This window comes from Caulobacter sp. D5 (genome assembly GCF_003185805.1).
GTDB lineage: Bacteria > Pseudomonadota > Alphaproteobacteria > Caulobacterales > Caulobacteraceae > Caulobacter.
On the sequence record NZ_QHJY01000310.1, the window covers coordinates 21,931 to 37,245 of the forward strand.

A 15,315-nucleotide genomic window follows, 5' to 3' on the forward strand; every position below is an offset into this window, starting at 1 on the left:
CGCCTCACCGGAACCGGACGTCGGCGTCTTCGAAGCGATCGATCAGCCGGTGCGCGAAGGGGAACAGCAGCGCCGTGACCAGGAACTGCCAGAACACCGCCACCAGGCTGGGCATGGCCAGGCTGTCCATCATCGTGAACAGGAAGCCGGCGCTCATCGAGACGGCGCAGGCCCCGGCGTACCAGGCCCACATCATCGGCCGGCTCTGGCCGGTCAGCATGTTGCGCGCCGCCAGCACCGAGGCGTAGGCGACCAGCAGCGACAGGCCCCACAGGCCGGTCGGCCCGCCCCAGAAGGTGTCGAGGAACAGGCCCAGCACCAGCAGGGCGAACGGCGCCAGGATCGAAGGCCGGATCACCGCCCAGGCGAAGGCCGGGACCATGGCGAACACCGGCTCGGGCATCTGCAGGCCCCACATGCGGATCGGCGCGGCGAAGGCCAGCGTCGCCAGGATCACGAACAGCATGGGGACGCCCAGCCAGCGCCCCGGATTGAGGGGCCGGGCGCCGGTCATTGCGGCGTCCTGGCCGGAGCGGCCGGAGGCGTCGTCGCGGCGGCCGGAGGCCTGGCGGCGGGCGGCTTGGCCGGCGTGGTGGTTCCAGCCGTGGCGGGCTTGGGCGCGGCGGGCTTCGGAGCCGTGGTCGTCGCCGGAGCGGCGGTTCCAGCGGTCGGAGCCGGCGCGGCGGGCTTCACCGGACCGAGCATCGACTCCTCGGGGTTCTCGGTGATCACCGGCGGCAGCACCTTGGCGGCCAGGGCCTGCTGGTCGGCGAGCTGGGCGAAGTCCTTGAACAGCAGGATGCGAATGTAGTCGATCGAGGTGCTGTCGGCGAACAGCACCACCCGCCAGCGGCCGTCCAGGCCCTTGACGGCCGCGCCCACCGGCAGGCCGCGCGGCACGACGCCGCCGTCGCCGGAGGTGACGACGCGGTCGCCCGGCTGGATCGGATCGGCCCCGCGCAGGTAGTCGAGCTTGGGATTGGGACCGCCGTCACCGGTCAGGATGGCGCGGGCGTTGGTGCGGTCGATCATCACCGGCGTGCGCGAGGCGATGTCGGTCAGCAGCAGCACACGACTGACGCCGGGCGCGACGCCGACCACGCGACCGACCAGGCCGCGCTCGTTCATCACCGGATTGCCGACGACGACGCCCTTCTCCTTGCCGGCGTCGGCCAGGCGGGTGTTGGCGAAGGGGCCGCGGCTGTCGGCCACCACGCGGGCGGCGACCATCGGGATCGGCGGATCGGTCTTCAGGCCCAGCAGCGACTTGTAGCGGTCGTTCTCGTCGACCAGCGCCAGGTACTTGTCGCGATAGGCCCGCATCTCCTGAAGCTCGGCCTTCAGGCGGGCGTTCTCGGCGCCGGCGAAGAAGTAGTTGCGCACGGCGCCGACGCCGACGCCGGTCCAGCGGCCGGGCGCGGCGATGACGCCGCTGACCGGCTTGGCCACCGTGTCGACCGTCTGGCGGGTGACGCCGTAGGCCTGCAGCTGCAGGGTCTCGCGCCGGTCGGCCAGGAGGAAGGCCACCGCGATCACGACCGCGACGATGAGCGCCACGGCCGCGGTCCAGGTGAGCGGCACTTTCAGGTCGCCGAGCGGACCTTCACGAAAGGGCACGAACTGTTCTCCTGGCGCCCCCCGGCGCCGATACGGATTGTACTACGCTTAGGCCAGGGTCGACTCGAGGACGCCCTTCATCCACTTGGGATGCTCGAGCACCTTGCCGCAGCCGAGGGCGACGCACGACAGCGGGTCGTCGGCCACGGTCACCGGCAGCCCGGTGTGGTCGCGGATCTCGGCGTCCAGGCCGCGCAGCAGCGCGCCGCCGCCGGTCAGCATGATGCCCTTGTCGGCGATGTCCGAGGCCAGTTCCGGCGGGGTGGCTTCCAGGGCCACCTTCACGGCTTCGACGATCTGCCCGACCGGTTCGGCCAGGGCGTCGGCGGCCTGCTTTTCGCTGATGCGGACTTCGCGCGGCACGCCCTGCATAAGGTCGCGGCCCTTGACGTCGATCGACAGGCCTTCGCCGTCGGCCGGCGCGCGGGCGGTGCCGATTTCCTTCTTGATGCGCTCGGCGGTCGTTTCGCCGATCAGCAGGTTATGGTGGCGACGCATGTAGCTGATGATCGCCTCGTCCATCTTGTCGCCGCCGACGCGGACGCTGCGCGAATAGACGATGCCCGACAGCGACAGCACGGCCACCTCGGTGGTGCCGCCGCCGATGTCGACGACCATCGAGCCGGTCGGCTCGTGGATCGGCAGGCCGGCGCCGATGGCGGCGGCCATCGGCTCGTCGATCAAGCCGACGCGGCGGGCGCCGGCGTTCAGGCAGCTGTCGTTGATGGCGCGGCGTTCGACGGCGGTGGCGCCCGACGGCACGCACACGATCACCTTCGGGTTCACGAAGCCCTTGCGGTTGTGAACCTTGCGGATGAAGTACTTGATCATCTCTTCGGCGACTTCGAAGTCGGCGATGACCCCGTCACGCATCGGGCGGATGGCTTCCATGTGGCCCGGCGTGCGGCCCAGCATCTGCTTGGCCTCTATACCGACGGCGTGCACGATCTTGCGGCCGCCGACGTTGCGCAGCGCAACGACCGACGGCTCGTTCAGCACGATGCCCTTGCCCTTCTGGTAGATCAGGGTGTTGGCCGTGCCCAGGTCGATGGCGATGTCGTTCGAGATGACGCCGAAGAGGGAAGAGAACATCGAAAACCCTGACTGAGGGGTAGAAGGGGCGAGACGTCAAAAACCACGGAAACCGTGGGCGAGGAGCCTTTTCCGCCGCGAGGACGGAGCAGACGAGAAAAAGGCTCCTACTGCAAATCGAGGAGAGGACAACATGATTCCCCGCGTACGCGGATCATCGCCTTGCCCTGCCCTGCGCCTTCCTGCGGCGACGGGAGCGCAGCCGCCGGGCCGCGCCGTCGTCCAACCACCGGAAGAGTGTGGGAGACGCCGCCCGTTTGCACCGCGAAAGCGTTGATTTCAAGGTCTATTCGCCAAGCCTTCTCACCTGTTTCAAACTCGTGAGCGAAGCGGCAGGGGGAACGCATAAACGTGGCGAAAACTAGCCCAGGGCCGCCATGACGACTCCGAGCGCCGTGACCACCCCGGCGAGGATCTGAAAGAGGGTCAGACGCTCGGCGAACAGCCGGCGCCCGGCCAGCGCCGCAAGGGGAATCTCGACCACGCCGACCGCCCTCACCGGCCCCACCGGCGACAGCGCCATGGCCGTGAACCACAAGCCGGAGGCGGCAGCGCCGCAGAAACCGGCGCCCAGCGACTTGCGCCAGGCCGCCAGCACGGCGACCACGGCGTCGGGATTGCGGACCAGCAGGATCGCCGTCAGGGCGACCGACTGGATGGCCTGCACCACCATCACCGTCACGAAGGCCGAATAGGCCAGGTGCGCGGGATCGAAGGTCAGCGAGGCCTGGCGGAAGCAGTTGGCGCTGAGCGAGAACATCGCCCCTGCGCCCAGCCCGGCCAGGGCCGCGCCGCGCTTCATGGTCACCGGTCCGCGCGGCCAGGAAAGAGCCGCCAGACCGGCCGTGGCCACCAGGCCGCCGGCCCATTGCAGGCCGCTGATGTGGTCGCCGAACAGCAGCGCGCCCCAGACCAGGGCGAACGGCAGGCCGCTCTGCTGCATCGCCGTGCCGAGAGCGAAGGACGAGCGCTGCATGGCGACCAGCAGCGCCGCCGTCGCCGCCATCTGCAGGCCGGCGCCGGCGAAGGCGCCCAGCCAGAAGCGCGTCGTCAGATGCGCCTGAGGGTCCTTGGTGACCAGGAACGCGATCGCGGCGAAGACGATCGCGAACGGCAGGCCGAACAGGAACCTCACAAGGGTCGCGCCCCAGGGGCCGGCCCCGCCCATCACCGAACGCTGCGCCGCGTTGCGGGCGACCTGGAGGGCCGCCGCGCCGATGGTGATGGGGATCCAGATCATGCCGCTCTCTTCGCCGCCACCAGAACGCCCGAGGCCCAGTCCATGCCGACGATGGCCAGGCGCGGATCGCTGGCCAGGCGCAGCACCAGGTCGTCGACCCGCGCCTGGTGGCCCTCGGGCCAGTTCGGCTGGGGCGACATGTCGTCGACCACATAGATGCCGCCGACCTGCAGCAGGCGCAGGGCGTCGTCCAGGCTCTCGTACTTGCCCGGAACGGCGTCGGCGAAGATCAGGTCGAAGCCGCCGTCGTTCTGGCCCGCCAGATAGGCCGCGCCGTCCTCGGTGACGAAGTCGACGCGCGGATCCTCGCCCAGCACGTCGCGCGCCACGGCCTGGACCTCGGGATCGTTGTCGACGGTGGCCAGGCGGGCGTCCTCGTCCATGCCGTCCAGCAGCCAGGCGGTCGCCAGGCCCGTGCCCGTGCCCATCTCCAGCAGCGCCTTGCGGCCCACGGCGAGCATGCGAAGCATTTCGCCGATGCGCGCCTCGGACGACATGTCGAAACCGGCCTCGATGGTGCGCATGGCGATTTCGTGCCAACGCGGCGGCGAGGCGACGCTGCCTTCCAGGGTCGAGCTCATGGGTTCGGCTCCTTTATGCCGCCCTTACGCCGGCGGCGGGTTTACGAATAGCGCCCTGACGCGGCGCGGCGGCAGAACAGTGGGGTTGGCGCACTTAAGCTGCGTTCCCTAACAAGGTGTTCACCATGTCTGCCCACCCGCTTCGTCAAGCCGCACAGTTCCTGCTGGGCGTCCCGACCGAGGGGATCGATCCGACGCTCGACCGGATGCTCGAGCTCGCCCAGTCCACCCCGCTGTGCTTCGTCGCCGTGACCGGACCCGACGCGGCGGAGGCCATGGGCCAGCTGTGGCGACGCGGCTACCAGCGCGTCGAGATCGCCCGCCGGGCCACCTGCTCGGCCGCCGACGAGCGCAACGACGTGCTGCTGGTCGTGGGCTGCCCCACGGCCGACGACATGCGCGCGACCGCGGCCTCCACCCTGGGCCTGCTGCGTCCGGGCGGGGTGATGGTGATCGACGTGAGCGCCGTGGTGGACGCGGAGGAACGCCTGTCGCTGTGCGAGGGCCTGGCCCAGTTGGGCCTGGACGTGCAGCCGCAGGCGCACCTCGCCGCCGAGATCCTGGCGACGCGACGCTGGGGCTGGCGCAAGGCGGCTTAAAAGCCGCCCTGCCCCGTCAGCTACTGGAACAGATGAGGCTTTAGCGCCTCAGAACCCGCTGGCGATGGCCGCCGGCGCGCTCTTCTCCTTGCGGGCGAAGAGGTTGTTGAGGGCGTTGACATACGCCTTGGCCGAGGCCGTGAGGGTGTCGGTGTCGGCGGCCGCGCCGGTGGCGATGCGGCCGTCCTCTTCCAGACGCACCGAGACCTGGGCCTGGGCGTCGGTGCCCTCGGTGACCGCGTGCACCTGGAACAGGCGCAGGGCGGCGCTGTGCGGCACGATCTTCTGGATGGCGTTGAACACGGCGTCCACCGGACCGTCGCCCGAGGCCTCGGCGCTCTTGGGCTGGCCGTCGACGTCCAGGGTCAGCTCGGCCGACTGGCCTTCGGTGCCGGCCACCACGCGCAGGTGCGAGACACGGATCTTTTCCGAACCGCGCGCCAGGGCGTCGTCGACCAGGGCGATGATGTCGTCGTCGTAGACGTGCTTCTTGCGGTCGGCCAGGTCCTTGAAGCGGCCGAAGGCCTCCTTCAGGGCGTTCTGGCCCAGCTCGTAGCCCAGGTCCTTCAGCTTGGCGCGGAAGGCGTGGCTGCCCGAGTGCTTGCCCATGACCAGGCTCGACGGGGCCTGGCCCACCGATTCCGGCGTCATGATCTCGTAGGTCTCGCGGTTCTTGAGCATGCCGTCCTGGTGGATGCCGCTCTCGTGCGCGAAGGCGTTCTTGCCGACGATGGCCTTGTTGTACTGCACCGGGAAGCCGGTGATGGCCGATACGTAGCGGCTGGCGCGGGTGATGTGGGTGGTGTCGATGCCGGTCGCGAAGGGCAGCTTGTCGCCGCGCACCTTCAGGGCCATCACCACTTCTTCCAGCGCCGCGTTGCCGGCGCGCTCGCCCAGGCCGTTGATGGCGCACTCGATCTGACGGGCGCCGCCCTGCACGCCGGCCAGGCTGTTGGCCACGGCCAGACCCAGGTCGTTGTGGCAGTGGGTCGAGAAGATCACCTTGTCGGCGCCCTCGACGTTGTTGACCATCCAGTTGAACAGGTCGGCGTATTCCGACGGATAGGTGTAGCCCACCGTGTCGGGCAGGTTGATCGTCGTGGCGCCGGCCTTGATGGCGGTCTCGATGGCGCGGCGCAGGAACTGGCGGTCGCTGCGGGTGGCGTCCTCGGCCGACCACTCGACGTCGTCGCGCAGGTTGCGGGCGTGGGTCACCGAGCGGGCGATCACGTCGATGACGGCGTCCGGCTCCATCTGCAGCTTGTGCTTCATGTGCAGGTCGGAGGTGGCGATCACCACGTGGATGCGGCCGCGCTGCGTGGGACGCAGGGCCTCGGCGCAGCGGTCGATGTCGACCTGGTGGGCGCGGCAAAGGCCGGCGATGGTCGAGTTCTTGACGATCTTGGCGATCTCGTTGACCGACTGGAAGTCGCCGTTCGAGGCGATCGGGAAGCCGGCCTCGATGATGTCGACCCCCATCTCCTCGAGGATCTTGGCCAGTTCCAGCTTTTCTTCCAGCGACATCGAGGCGCCGGGCGACTGCTCGCCGTCGCGCATGGTGGTGTCGAAGATGACGACGTTGTCGCGGCCGGACTCTTTCTTGGAATCGACGGCGGCGGTGATCGGGGCGGTCATGGAGTTGTCTTTCGCGAGGTCCGGAGGGCTGAAGGGCGGTTCATCCCCTGAGCGACCGGCCGCGACGATACGTACGCGCGGCTAGACGGACGCCCAGGGGCGGCTAAGCCCCAGCGCAAGGAGAAGGAAATTGTCGCGTTCGCGGCACATGACGGATTGTTTAGCGAACCGCGCCAAATCCAGCAAGCCGTTTGCTCGCAAGACGGGCATTTCGCCGCGCCAGGGGCAAGAAATGCCCCACTCGGAATTAGGCGTCGGTTTGTTCTTCCTTGGCTTTCAGCCAATTGCGGGCGACCCAACCCGCTCCGATCCAGATCGCGGCCGCGATGACCAGCATCACGATGTGCTGGACGCCGCCGCCCCGCATGGCCTGGACGATGGTGTTCCCGGCAAAGGCGGTCAGGGCGATCTTCGGGATGATCCCGATCGCGGTGCCGGCCGTGAAGTCGCGCACCTTCATCGGCGTGACGCCGGCGGCCATGTTGACGACGATGAACGGCGCGGACGGCACCAGGCGCACGATCAGGCTGGCCAGGAAACCGTTCTTGCCGATCAGCTTCATGAACTTGTGCACGCCGTCGCTGGGCAGGCTGGCCAGCATCTTGCCGCCGAACGCCCGGCCGACCCAGAAACCGACCAGCGACGACACGAGGGTGCCGATCCAGCTGTAGGCCAGGCCCGTCCACGGACCGAAGGCGACCACCGCCGCGGCGATCAGCACGAACTGCGGCACGCCCACGAAGGCCAGGGCCGCGAAGGCCCCGACGGCCGCCGGCAGCGCCCACGGGCCGTGGGCGGCGGTCAGCCACTGCTCGACCGTGGTCTCGCCGTTGAGGCCCAGAAGCTGGGCGCCGAACAGGAAGACGATCCCCACCCCGCCGAACAGCACGAAGGAGACGGCCACCGCGCGCCAGGCGCGGGCGTCCATGTTGGTGAAGAAATCTATGAGACGGCGGATGATCACGGGTCCTGCCTCGCGCATGGTCGGCGCCGGGTCAAGCGCCCCGATGGCGTCAAAAGCGTGGCCGCTGTGCATCGACGAGAAAAGTTCGCCCCGGCGGCGGGCGCCGAAAGGCCGGATTCCCGCGTGGCGACTTTGACGTTGCGATAACGTCGTATACCAACGCTAGTTATCCACAGGCCTGCGGGGGGACGCGGGCGCAGTGAGGAAACGAACGTGAAGACCTTGGCCGTCATCTCGCGCAAGGGGGGCGCGGGCAAAACCACTCTTTCCGTCAACCTGGCGCTCGCCGCTCATCTGGCCGGCCGCCGGACGATCCTGGCCGACATCGATCCGCAGCGCTCGGCGTCCGACGTGCTGCGCGGCCGCGCCGCCGATGGCCCCGTGCTGTTGGAAAGCAGCGCCGGCAAGCTGCACCAGGCCCGCTTCCACGCCGAGCACGAGGTCTTCGACCTGATGGTGGTCGATACGCCCGCCGCGCCCGACGCCGACGTCGTCACCGCCGTCAACGTGGCTGACCTGTGCCTGCTGGTCTGCCGCCCCACCTTCCTCGACATCGCCGCCGTGGCCCGCTCGGCCGAGGCTGTGCGGCGCCTCGGCAAGAGCGGCCTGATCGTGCTGAACCAGGCCCCGGCCAAGCGCGGCGGCGTCGAGCCGTCCAGCGTGGTCAAGGCGGCCGAGGCCCTGCGCTTCTGCGGCCTGCCGCTGGCCGTCGTGGGCCTGCGCTCGCGCACGGCCTTCCAGCAATCGATCGCCCACGGCCGCTCGGTGCTGGAATGGGAGCCTGCCGGCGCCGCGGCCCAGGAGATCGGCCGCCTGTGGAGCCAGGTCGCCACCCAGCTTCACCTGACCGAAGCGGACCTCGCCGCCGTTCGCGCCGGCTGAGGCTTGCCCCGGCCCGACGGCGACGGGCATGGTCGCGCCTCCCTTTTCTTCGGAGTCGCGCATGAACCTTCTCGGCGTCTCGGGCAGCCTGCGGGCCGCCTCGCTCAACACCGCCCTGCTTCGCGCGGCCCAGAACCTGGCGCCCGAGGGCGTGACGATCACGCCGTTTTCGCTGCGCGACCTGCCGTTCTTCGACCAGGACCTCGAGGACGAGGGCGATCCGCCCGCCGTCGTCGCCTGGAAGGAAGCGATCCGCGCCGCCGACGGCCTGGTCATCGCCTGCCCCGAATACAATGGCGGCATCACCGGCGTGCTGAAGAACGCCGTCGACTGGGCTTCGCGCGGCAAGCCCGCGCCCCTGGCCGGCAAGCTGTGCTGCCTGTTCGGGGCCTCGCCCGGGATCACCGGAACCGTGCGCGCCCAGGACGCCCTGCGCCTCAGCCTCCGCCGCGCCGGCGCCCGCACCGAGCCGCAGGGCGACGTGCTGGTCGGCCAGGCCCATCTGAAGATCGTCGACGGCGTGCTGACGGACGAGCGCACGATCGAGGGCCTGCGGAGGCACCTGGCCGGGTTCGTGGAGGCGGTGCGGGGCTAGAGATCCTCCCCCTGAAGGGGGAGGTGGCCCGAAGGGCCGGAGGGGGAAGTCCTTGCGGATCCCCTTTTTTCCGTAAAATCCCCGCGAAAGCGGGGACCCAGGCGTTTTATCGTCAGGCGTCCCGCGTTGCAGAAAAAGCCTGGCCCCCCGCTTTCGCGGGGGTTTTACGGGATGTTGGTCGGTTTGACCGGACGGCCTCGCAGCCCCCTACTTCAGCTGCGACTCGTCGTACTTCGGGCCGAAGTCCAGCACGAACAGCGGACCCAGGACGATCGTCTGCTTGGTCGAGCCCAGGTGCAGGGCGACGCCCGCCCCGCCCTTGTCGGCGTCCATCGTGGCGCGGCCGCTGACGCTGTAGATCTTCCACTCGGCGCCATCGACCTTCACCGAGCCGCCCTCGACGATGCCGCCCCAGGGCTCGCTGGACTGCTGGACGCGCACGGAAGCGACCGTGGCCGCGGCCGGGCCGCCCTCCACCGCTTCGGCCTTGGCCCAGAAGGCAACGGTGATGACGTCGCCCTTGGTGATCTTGCCGTTGACCGCCTGGCCGCCCGAGACCCGCCAGGCCGCCGCCGGGTCGGGCGTGGCGACCACGACCCGCACCCCTCCGCCGCCGGCCACGGCCTTGTCCTTGACGTAGCCGTTGGTCTGGCCCGGGCCGTAGACGTTCCAGGCCGTCGAGGGCTTGTTGAGGGCGTATTTCATGATCCCCTCGTCGCGCGCCGAGGCGACCGGCGCGACAAGCGACAGGGCGAGGGCCGCGACGGCGGCTCCGAGGATGGTCTTCTTCATCAGGTGTTCCCCCTTCCGAAAGGCGTGACTTGTGACCGCTCGCTCCAGCGAGTCGGCGGGCCGTTTCCTTCCCAGGGGGATGTCGAACTGCTCCGACCACGTCCCCCGACGCGTGGCTCCGCCGTACGCGCGGCGGACCCTTGTTATCGAATGGTAGCGGTAGCGCGACCGCCACAGCCTGGCAAGAAGCGCAGCTTTAGTCCGGTCTCGCGTTGCGCCGCGAAGGGGTCGGGCGTAAAGACCGCCGCAATCCTGAAACCGGTCCTTTCCAGGGGAGTCCAAGACCATGTCGCTCGAGTCCGCCGCCCTGCGGCGCATCGCACCTTCGGCCACCATCGCCATCAGCGCCAAGGCGCGCGCGCTGAAAGCCGCCGGTCGTGACGTGATCGCCCTCTCCGCCGGCGAACCGGACTTCGACACCCCGGACAACATCAAGGACGCGGCCATCGCCGCCATCAAGGCCGGCCACACCAAGTACACCGACCCGGACGGCATGCCCGCGCTGAAGCAGGCGATCTGCGACAAGTTCAAGCGCGAGAACGGCCTGGAGTACAAGCCGAGCCAGGTGCACGTCGCCCCTGGCGGCAAGCCGGTGATCTACAACGCCCTGGTCGCCACCCTGAACCCGGGCGACGAAGTGATCATCCCCGCGCCGTACTGGGTGTCGTACCCCGACATGACCCTGCTGGCCGGCGGCACCCCCGTCTCGGTCGAGACCACCGCCGAGAGCGGCTTCAAGATCACGCCGCAAGCGCTGGAAGCGGCGATCACGCCGAAGTCCAAGTGGCTGATCATCAACAGCCCGTCCAACCCCTCGGGCGGCGCCTATACCCGCGCCGAGCTGCAGGCCATCGCGGACGTGCTGCTGCGTCACCCGCAGGTCTGGGTGCTGACCGACGACATGTACGAGCACCTGGTGTTCGACGACTTCGAATTCACCACCATCGCCCAGGTCGAGCCCAAGCTCTATGACCGCACCCTGACGATGAACGGCGTCTCGAAGGGCTATTCGATGACCGGCTGGCGCATCGGCTACGCCGCGGGCCCCGAAGCGCTGATCAAGGCCATGGGCAAGATGATCAGCCAGACGACCTCCAACCCCTGCTCGATCTCGCAGTGGGCGGCGCTGGAGGCCCTGAACGGCCCGCAGGACTTCATCAAGCCGAACGCCAAGCTGTTCCAGGAACGCCGCGACCTGGTCGTGTCGATGCTGAACCAGGCCCAGGGCCTGCACTGCCCGACCCCGGAAGGCGCGTTCTACGTCTATCCGTCCTGCGCCGGCGTGATCGGCAAGACGGCCCCGTCGGGCAAGGTCATCGAGACCGACGAGGACTTCGCCGGCGAACTGCTGGAAGCCGAGGGCGTGGCGGTCGTGCACGGCGCGGCCTTCGGCCTGTCGCCGTTCTTCCGCATCAGCTACGCCACCAGCAACGACGTGCTGGAAGACGCCTGCCAGCGCATCCAGCGCTTCTGCGCCAGCGTGAAGTAGGCGTTCAGAGCGTCAGATCGATCGAAGGGGACCGGCCGATGGCCGGTCCCCTTTTTCGTTGAGCCTGCGCCCCTCAGTGCTTTTCGCGCCAGCGGGCCTTGGCGTCTTCCTGGGTGAGGCTCAGGTGCACCGCGTCGTCGTCGACATAGTCGACCCACGACAGCGGGATCATGTGGTGCTTGAGGCCGCCGCCGAGGTCGAACTTGGCCAGTTCGATCTCCGTGCCGACCACATGATCGACCCGGCCGACGTGCTTGCCGTCCGATCCGACGACTTCCAGATGTTCATGGATTTGAGATGCATCCATCATGGATGTTTCCTCCCATCGGCCGCGCCGTCATAGCGCGGCCCTGAAGGCATCAACGGCCGTGGGCGACCGTTGGTTTCCCGATTGCGGCGACCTCGCGTTCGCCATACGTTCACCGGCAAGACCCGCTGTAGAGACGGGTCCCAGGAGACGCCGCCATGCTCACCCTGTTTCACGCGCCGCGCTCGCGCTCGACCCGCTTCCTCTGGCTGCTGGAGGAACTGGGCGCGCCCTACAAGATCGAGAAGGTCGACATCTTCCGCAGCACCACGGGCACGGGCGCGCCCGATCCGCGCAACCCCCACCCGCACGGCCAGGTGCCGGCCCTGGTGGACGAAGGCGTGCTGATCACCGAAAGCGCGGCCATCGCCCTCTACCTGACCGACAAGTTCCCGACCGCGGGCCTCGGGCCCATGATCAGCGACCCGCACCGCGGCCCCTATCTGAGCTGGCTGGCCTATTACGCCGGCGTGCTGGAGCCGGCGGTGACCAATCTCTGGAAGAAGCGGCAGGACGACCAGGACAAGGCCCAGTACGCCGCCCTCGACGAGCGCCTGCGCACCACCCTGGAAAAGCAGCCCTGGCTGCTGGGCGAGCATTTCTCGGCGGCCGACATCCTGTTCGTCAGCCTGCTGCAGTTCGCCCGCCAGATGCTGCCGCCCCACGCCGTCTATAACGACTGGCTGGCCCGGGCCAACGCCCGTCCCGCCCTCGCCCGCGCCCTGACCAAGGACGACCTCTCCTGATGAAGAAAGCCGCCCTGCTCGCCGCCGCCCTGCTCGTTGGGGCGTCTCCCGCCTTCGCCGGCCGCATCGACGCCGCGCTCAGCGACGACGCCATCACCGTGACCGAAGACGGCAAGACCGCCCTCGTCTACCGCACCAAGCCGCTGGACCCGGCCAAGGAGCCGGGCCGCGCCAACTACGTCCACCCGCTCTACGTTCCGGACGGAACGGTGCTGACCGAGGACCGCCCCGCCGACCACCTGCATCAGCGGGGCGCGTTCTGGAGCTGGCATCAGGTGCTGGTGAACGGCAAGAGCGTGGGCGACGGCTGGTTCATGCAGGGCCTGAGCTTCCACGTGCACGACCGCGGCTTCGAGGGCGACGCGGCCGGGCGCGGGATCGTCACCATCAAGGCCGACTGGCTGGTCAATTCCGGACCGGAGGTGGTCTACGCCGCCGCCGAGACCACCAAGGTCACCGTCCATCCGCTGAAGGGCGGCGCGCGGCGGATCGACTTCGACACGACCATAACCGCTCGCACCGACACCCTGGCCCTGGGCGGCAGCGACGACGCCAAGGGCTATGGCGGTTTCTCGATCCGCCTGATCCGCCCCGACGCCCTGGTGTTCGGCTCGGGCGGCAAGCAGGTGAAGCCGCAGAACGAACCGGTCGAGGCCGGCAAGGCCATGGGCTTCGCCTGGTCATCGGCCGCGAGCGGCTCGGGCGTTCCGGCCTGGACCGTGGGGCTGAGCTGCAAGGCGAACGACAAGCCGGTCACCCGCTGGATCCTGCGCAACGAGCTGTCGATGCAGAACTGCGTCTTCCCCGGACGCGCGCCCTATGTGATCAAGAAGGGTGAAAGCCTGCGCCTGCAGGAGACCCTGATCATCCGCCCGGCCAGCAAGCGCGCTCCCAAGCCCGCCGCCGCGCCGGCGCCGAAGCCCTGAAGACAGACCCAAGACCGAACCCATGGCCGAGATCCTCAACCTCAACCAGGCCCGCAAGGCCAAGGCCAAGACCGACGCCAAGCAGGTCGCGGCCGAGAACCGCGCCCGCTTTGGCCGCACCAAGGCCGAAAAGACCCTCGACGCCGCCCGCGCCGAGAAGCTGTCGCGCACGCTGGACGGCGCGAAACGCGAGGAATGACGGAGCCGTTCTTCCGCACGCGGCGGGCGGAGTCGTTTTCCGGCCAGGAACGAAAGCTCGCCGAACTGGCGCTCTGCGTCGTCGGAATCGGCGCCTGCCATGTGCTACGCCGCAAGGCCCCAGCCGCGCCTTCGCCCTCGACCAAATGACCAAGCCTTCCCCCTCTCCCTGGCCGTTCCAGGCCCTGGCCGTCCGCTTCGCGCCGGTTCTGGTCGCCGTGATCGGCTGGAACACGATCTGGACCTGGGCGACGCCGCTCGATCCGGCCTGGACGCCGCCGCCGCGCGACAAGACCGTCCTGACGATCGGCGTGCTCAGGAGCCCCACCGACAAGCCCCAGGCCGACGGTTACGACTACGAGACGGTCGATGGCCGTCGCCTGCGCCTGCGGTGCGCGCCGGTCGGCGCTGTGGCCGACGACTGCCTGAACGGCGGCGGACGGGTGGGCGATCATGCGGGCCGCTACGCCACCGTGCGTTACTATGACCTGGCCGCAGGTCCCGGCGGCGCGCCCCGGCGGGTCCTGCTCGGCGCCAAGTCCGGCCCGGACTGGCTGCTGCGGCCCGAGGACCAGAAGGCGCGGCTGGCCGCCCAGGCCAAGAGCGACAGAAACCGCAAGGTGCATTGGCGGGCGGCGATCTCGGCGGCCCTGACCCTGGCGGCCGGCTTCATAGGGTTTCTGCTCTACCGCCGCTTCCGACGCTGAGCCCTCACCGCGGAACCAGGTAGCGCGCGCCCTTGGGCAGGGCGTCGCAGCCGACCACCGGCGCCGTCGGGATCGGCGGGGTCGCGGCCTGGCTCTTCCAGGCGGCGATCAGGCGTTCGATCGCCCACACCCAGCCGAACGTGGTTTCCTTATGGGTCTTGTGGAACTCTTCCATGATCGCGCCTCCTGACGCCTTTCAATGTCAGGAAGATCGGCTTGATCGCGGCCCGCGACAAACGCGGTTCGCTGAGCTATGGATAAGCCACCCTTATGGCAGACATCCTCGCATCCGTTCCGCTGGGCGCCGTCCGCGCCTTCGAAGCCGCCGCCCGGCTGAAGAGCTTCACGCGCGCCGCCGACGAACTGGGCGTCACCCAGGCCGCCGTCAGCTGGCAGGTGAAGGCGCTGGAGCAGCGGCTGGGCCAGGCGCTGTTCGTGCGCAAGGTGCGCGAGGTCGACCTCACCCCGGCCGGCGAGCGGCTGTCACGGGCGGCGACCGAGTCGATGGGCCTGCTGCGCTCGGCCTTCGCCGACCTGATCGAGGCCGACGAGGGCGTGCTGGCCCTGACCACCATGCAGAGCCTGGCCAGCCACTGGCTGGCGGCGCGCCTGGGCGCCTTCCAGCTGGCCCATCCGCGCATCGCCGTGCGGCTGGACACCACCTCGGCCATGCGCGACCTGACGCGCGGCGAGGCCGACCTGGCGCTGCGCGCCGGACACGGCGACTGGCCGGGCCTGACGGCCCACTTCCTGATGCCCTTCGTGCAGACGCCGCTGTGCTCGCCGGATTTCCTGGCCCGGATGGGCGGCTTCGAGCGCCCCGCCGATATCCTGGACGCGCCCCGCATCGGCTCGCCCGGTGAATGGGCCGTGTGGTTCGCCGCCGCCGGCGTCACGCCGCGCGAGGGCGCGCAGGCGCCGCGCCTGGCCGCCGACGCCCAGTCG

19 protein-coding genes are annotated in these 15,315 nt (G+C 69.4%); 9 read left to right on the forward strand and 10 right to left on the reverse strand.

Going from position 1 to position 15,315, the window contains the following annotated elements:
- Positions 1-4 precede the first annotated feature (4 nt).
- The 5 genes from DMC18_RS19065 to DMC18_RS19085 form a co-directional block, all read right to left on the reverse strand.
- On the reverse strand, positions 5-514 hold the full coding sequence (locus DMC18_RS19065) for a hypothetical protein (RefSeq protein ID WP_110119961.1): 510 nt from the start codon (positions 512-514) through the stop codon (positions 5-7).
- Positions 511-1,617 (reverse strand): rod shape-determining protein MreC, encoded by a 1,107-nt coding sequence (gene mreC / locus DMC18_RS19070; RefSeq protein WP_110133206.1) that lies wholly within the window; start codon positions 1,615-1,617, stop codon positions 511-513. The genes DMC18_RS19065 and mreC overlap by 4 nt, the downstream gene beginning before the upstream one ends.
- 48 nt (positions 1,618-1,665) lie before the next feature.
- Positions 1,666-2,709, reverse strand: a complete 1,044-nt coding sequence (locus tag DMC18_RS19075; protein ID WP_056761599.1) for a rod shape-determining protein — start codon at positions 2,707-2,709, stop codon at positions 1,666-1,668.
- Positions 2,710-3,070: 361 nt separating this feature from the next.
- On the reverse strand, positions 3,071-3,949 hold the full coding sequence (locus DMC18_RS19080) for a DMT family transporter (RefSeq protein ID WP_110119947.1): 879 nt from the start codon (positions 3,947-3,949) through the stop codon (positions 3,071-3,073).
- A complete protein-coding gene (locus tag DMC18_RS19085) occupies positions 3,946-4,530 on the reverse strand; it encodes an O-methyltransferase (protein ID WP_110119946.1) in 585 nt (194 codons plus the stop codon). Before DMC18_RS19085 ends, DMC18_RS19080 begins: the two co-directional genes overlap by 4 nt.
- A 125-nt stretch (positions 4,531-4,655) precedes the next feature.
- On the opposite strand from DMC18_RS19085, the gene DMC18_RS19090 reads away from it, so the two are divergent.
- Positions 4,656-5,129 carry a hypothetical protein gene (locus DMC18_RS19090; RefSeq protein ID WP_110119945.1) on the forward strand — a complete coding sequence of 158 codons (474 nt, stop codon included), beginning with the start codon at positions 4,656-4,658 and terminating at the stop codon, positions 5,127-5,129.
- 48 nt (positions 5,130-5,177) lie between these two features.
- Here DMC18_RS19090 and DMC18_RS19095 read toward each other — a convergent pair whose 3' ends face one another.
- Together DMC18_RS19095 and DMC18_RS19100 are read right to left on the reverse strand one after the other, a co-directional pair.
- The gene (locus DMC18_RS19095) at positions 5,178-6,764 is read right to left on the reverse strand and encodes a 2-isopropylmalate synthase (RefSeq protein WP_110119944.1); all 1,587 of its coding nucleotides are present in this window, start codon (positions 6,762-6,764) and stop codon (positions 5,178-5,180) included.
- 247 nt (positions 6,765-7,011) lie between these two features.
- On the reverse strand, positions 7,012-7,725 hold the full coding sequence (locus DMC18_RS19100) for a TVP38/TMEM64 family protein (protein ID WP_110119949.1): 714 nt from the start codon (positions 7,723-7,725) through the stop codon (positions 7,012-7,014).
- Positions 7,726-7,941: 216 nt separating this feature from the next.
- On the opposite strand from DMC18_RS19100, the gene DMC18_RS19105 reads away from it, so the two are divergent.
- Both DMC18_RS19105 and DMC18_RS19110 read left to right on the forward strand, forming a co-directional pair.
- Positions 7,942-8,610: a ParA family protein gene (locus DMC18_RS19105; RefSeq protein WP_110119943.1), complete on the forward strand. Its 669-nt coding sequence runs from the start codon at positions 7,942-7,944 to the stop codon at positions 8,608-8,610.
- A gap of 61 nt (positions 8,611-8,671) precedes the next feature.
- Positions 8,672-9,205, forward strand: coding sequence for an NADPH-dependent FMN reductase (locus DMC18_RS19110; RefSeq protein ID WP_110119948.1), 534 nt, complete (start codon positions 8,672-8,674; stop codon positions 9,203-9,205).
- A 207-nt stretch (positions 9,206-9,412) separates the two neighbouring features.
- Here the strand turns inward: DMC18_RS19110 and DMC18_RS19115 are convergent, their stop codons facing one another.
- Positions 9,413-9,997: a hypothetical protein gene (locus tag DMC18_RS19115; RefSeq protein ID WP_110119942.1), complete on the reverse strand. Its 585-nt coding sequence runs from the start codon at positions 9,995-9,997 to the stop codon at positions 9,413-9,415.
- A 286-nt stretch (positions 9,998-10,283) separates the two neighbouring features.
- On the opposite strand from DMC18_RS19115, the gene DMC18_RS19120 reads away from it, so the two are divergent.
- Positions 10,284-11,486 carry a pyridoxal phosphate-dependent aminotransferase gene (locus DMC18_RS19120; protein ID WP_110119941.1) on the forward strand — a complete coding sequence of 401 codons (1,203 nt, stop codon included), beginning with the start codon at positions 10,284-10,286 and terminating at the stop codon, positions 11,484-11,486.
- 73 nt (positions 11,487-11,559) lie between these two features.
- Here the strand turns inward: DMC18_RS19120 and DMC18_RS19125 are convergent, their stop codons facing one another.
- Entirely contained in the window at positions 11,560-11,796 is a 237-nt protein-coding gene (locus tag DMC18_RS19125) for a DUF2171 domain-containing protein (protein ID WP_110119940.1), read from the reverse strand.
- Between the two features lie 155 nt (positions 11,797-11,951).
- Between DMC18_RS19125 and DMC18_RS19130 the strand changes: the two genes are divergently transcribed.
- The 4 genes from DMC18_RS19130 to DMC18_RS19145 all read left to right on the forward strand — a co-directional run bounded on the left by DMC18_RS19130 (position 11,952) and on the right by DMC18_RS19145 (position 14,370).
- On the forward strand, positions 11,952-12,539 hold the full coding sequence (locus tag DMC18_RS19130) for a glutathione S-transferase family protein (RefSeq protein WP_110119939.1): 588 nt from the start codon (positions 11,952-11,954) through the stop codon (positions 12,537-12,539).
- Complete coding sequence (locus tag DMC18_RS19135) at positions 12,539-13,465, forward strand: DUF6807 family protein (RefSeq protein ID WP_110119938.1); 927 nt, start codon at positions 12,539-12,541, stop codon at positions 13,463-13,465. The genes DMC18_RS19130 and DMC18_RS19135 overlap by 1 nt, the downstream gene beginning before the upstream one ends.
- Positions 13,466-13,487: 22 nt before the next feature.
- Positions 13,488-13,664, forward strand: coding sequence for a DUF4169 family protein (locus DMC18_RS19140; RefSeq protein ID WP_110119937.1), 177 nt, complete (start codon positions 13,488-13,490; stop codon positions 13,662-13,664).
- A gap of 145 nt (positions 13,665-13,809) precedes the next feature.
- Positions 13,810-14,370 carry a hypothetical protein gene (locus tag DMC18_RS19145; protein ID WP_110119936.1) on the forward strand — a complete coding sequence of 187 codons (561 nt, stop codon included), beginning with the start codon at positions 13,810-13,812 and terminating at the stop codon, positions 14,368-14,370.
- Positions 14,371-14,374: 4 nt separating this feature from the next.
- Here DMC18_RS19145 and DMC18_RS26150 read toward each other — a convergent pair whose 3' ends face one another.
- On the reverse strand, positions 14,375-14,545 hold the full coding sequence (locus DMC18_RS26150; protein ID WP_158285935.1) for a hypothetical protein: 171 nt from the start codon (positions 14,543-14,545) through the stop codon (positions 14,375-14,377).
- A gap of 95 nt (positions 14,546-14,640) precedes the next feature.
- On the opposite strand from DMC18_RS26150, the gene DMC18_RS19150 reads away from it, so the two are divergent.
- The coding region (locus DMC18_RS19150; RefSeq protein ID WP_110133207.1) for a LysR family transcriptional regulator at positions 14,641-15,315 on the forward strand (675 nt) is incomplete at its 3' end.

What these genes read in the sequence shown, in the direction of transcription:
- DMC18_RS19090 (WP_110119945.1), top strand. Translation starts at nt 4,656, where the DNA reads ATGTCTGCCCACCCGCTTCGTCAAGCCGCACAGTTCCTGCTGGGCGTC.
- DMC18_RS19080 (WP_110119947.1), bottom strand. Translation starts at nt 3,949, where the DNA reads ATGATCTGGATCCCCATCACCATCGGCGCGGCGGCCCTCCAGGTCGCC.
- DMC18_RS19065 (WP_110119961.1), bottom strand. Translation starts at nt 514, where the DNA reads ATGACCGGCGCCCGGCCCCTCAATCCGGGGCGCTGGCTGGGCGTCCCC.
- DMC18_RS19145 (WP_110119936.1), top strand. Translation starts at nt 13,810, where the DNA reads ATGACCAAGCCTTCCCCCTCTCCCTGGCCGTTCCAGGCCCTGGCCGTC.
- DMC18_RS19110 (WP_110119948.1), top strand. Translation starts at nt 8,672, where the DNA reads ATGAACCTTCTCGGCGTCTCGGGCAGCCTGCGGGCCGCCTCGCTCAAC.
- DMC18_RS26150 (WP_158285935.1), bottom strand. Translation starts at nt 14,545, where the DNA reads ATGGAAGAGTTCCACAAGACCCATAAGGAAACCACGTTCGGCTGGGTG.
- DMC18_RS19120 (WP_110119941.1), top strand. Translation starts at nt 10,284, where the DNA reads ATGTCGCTCGAGTCCGCCGCCCTGCGGCGCATCGCACCTTCGGCCACC.
- DMC18_RS19135 (WP_110119938.1), top strand. Translation starts at nt 12,539, where the DNA reads ATGAAGAAAGCCGCCCTGCTCGCCGCCGCCCTGCTCGTTGGGGCGTCT.
- DMC18_RS19125 (WP_110119940.1), bottom strand. Translation starts at nt 11,796, where the DNA reads ATGATGGATGCATCTCAAATCCATGAACATCTGGAAGTCGTCGGATCG.
- DMC18_RS19130 (WP_110119939.1), top strand. Translation starts at nt 11,952, where the DNA reads ATGCTCACCCTGTTTCACGCGCCGCGCTCGCGCTCGACCCGCTTCCTC.
- DMC18_RS19085 (WP_110119946.1), bottom strand. Translation starts at nt 4,530, where the DNA reads ATGAGCTCGACCCTGGAAGGCAGCGTCGCCTCGCCGCCGCGTTGGCAC.
- DMC18_RS19075 (WP_056761599.1), bottom strand. Translation starts at nt 2,709, where the DNA reads ATGTTCTCTTCCCTCTTCGGCGTCATCTCGAACGACATCGCCATCGAC.
- DMC18_RS19115 (WP_110119942.1), bottom strand. Translation starts at nt 9,997, where the DNA reads ATGAAGAAGACCATCCTCGGAGCCGCCGTCGCGGCCCTCGCCCTGTCG.
- DMC18_RS19095 (WP_110119944.1), bottom strand. Translation starts at nt 6,764, where the DNA reads ATGACCGCCCCGATCACCGCCGCCGTCGATTCCAAGAAAGAGTCCGGC.
- DMC18_RS19140 (WP_110119937.1), top strand. Translation starts at nt 13,488, where the DNA reads ATGGCCGAGATCCTCAACCTCAACCAGGCCCGCAAGGCCAAGGCCAAG.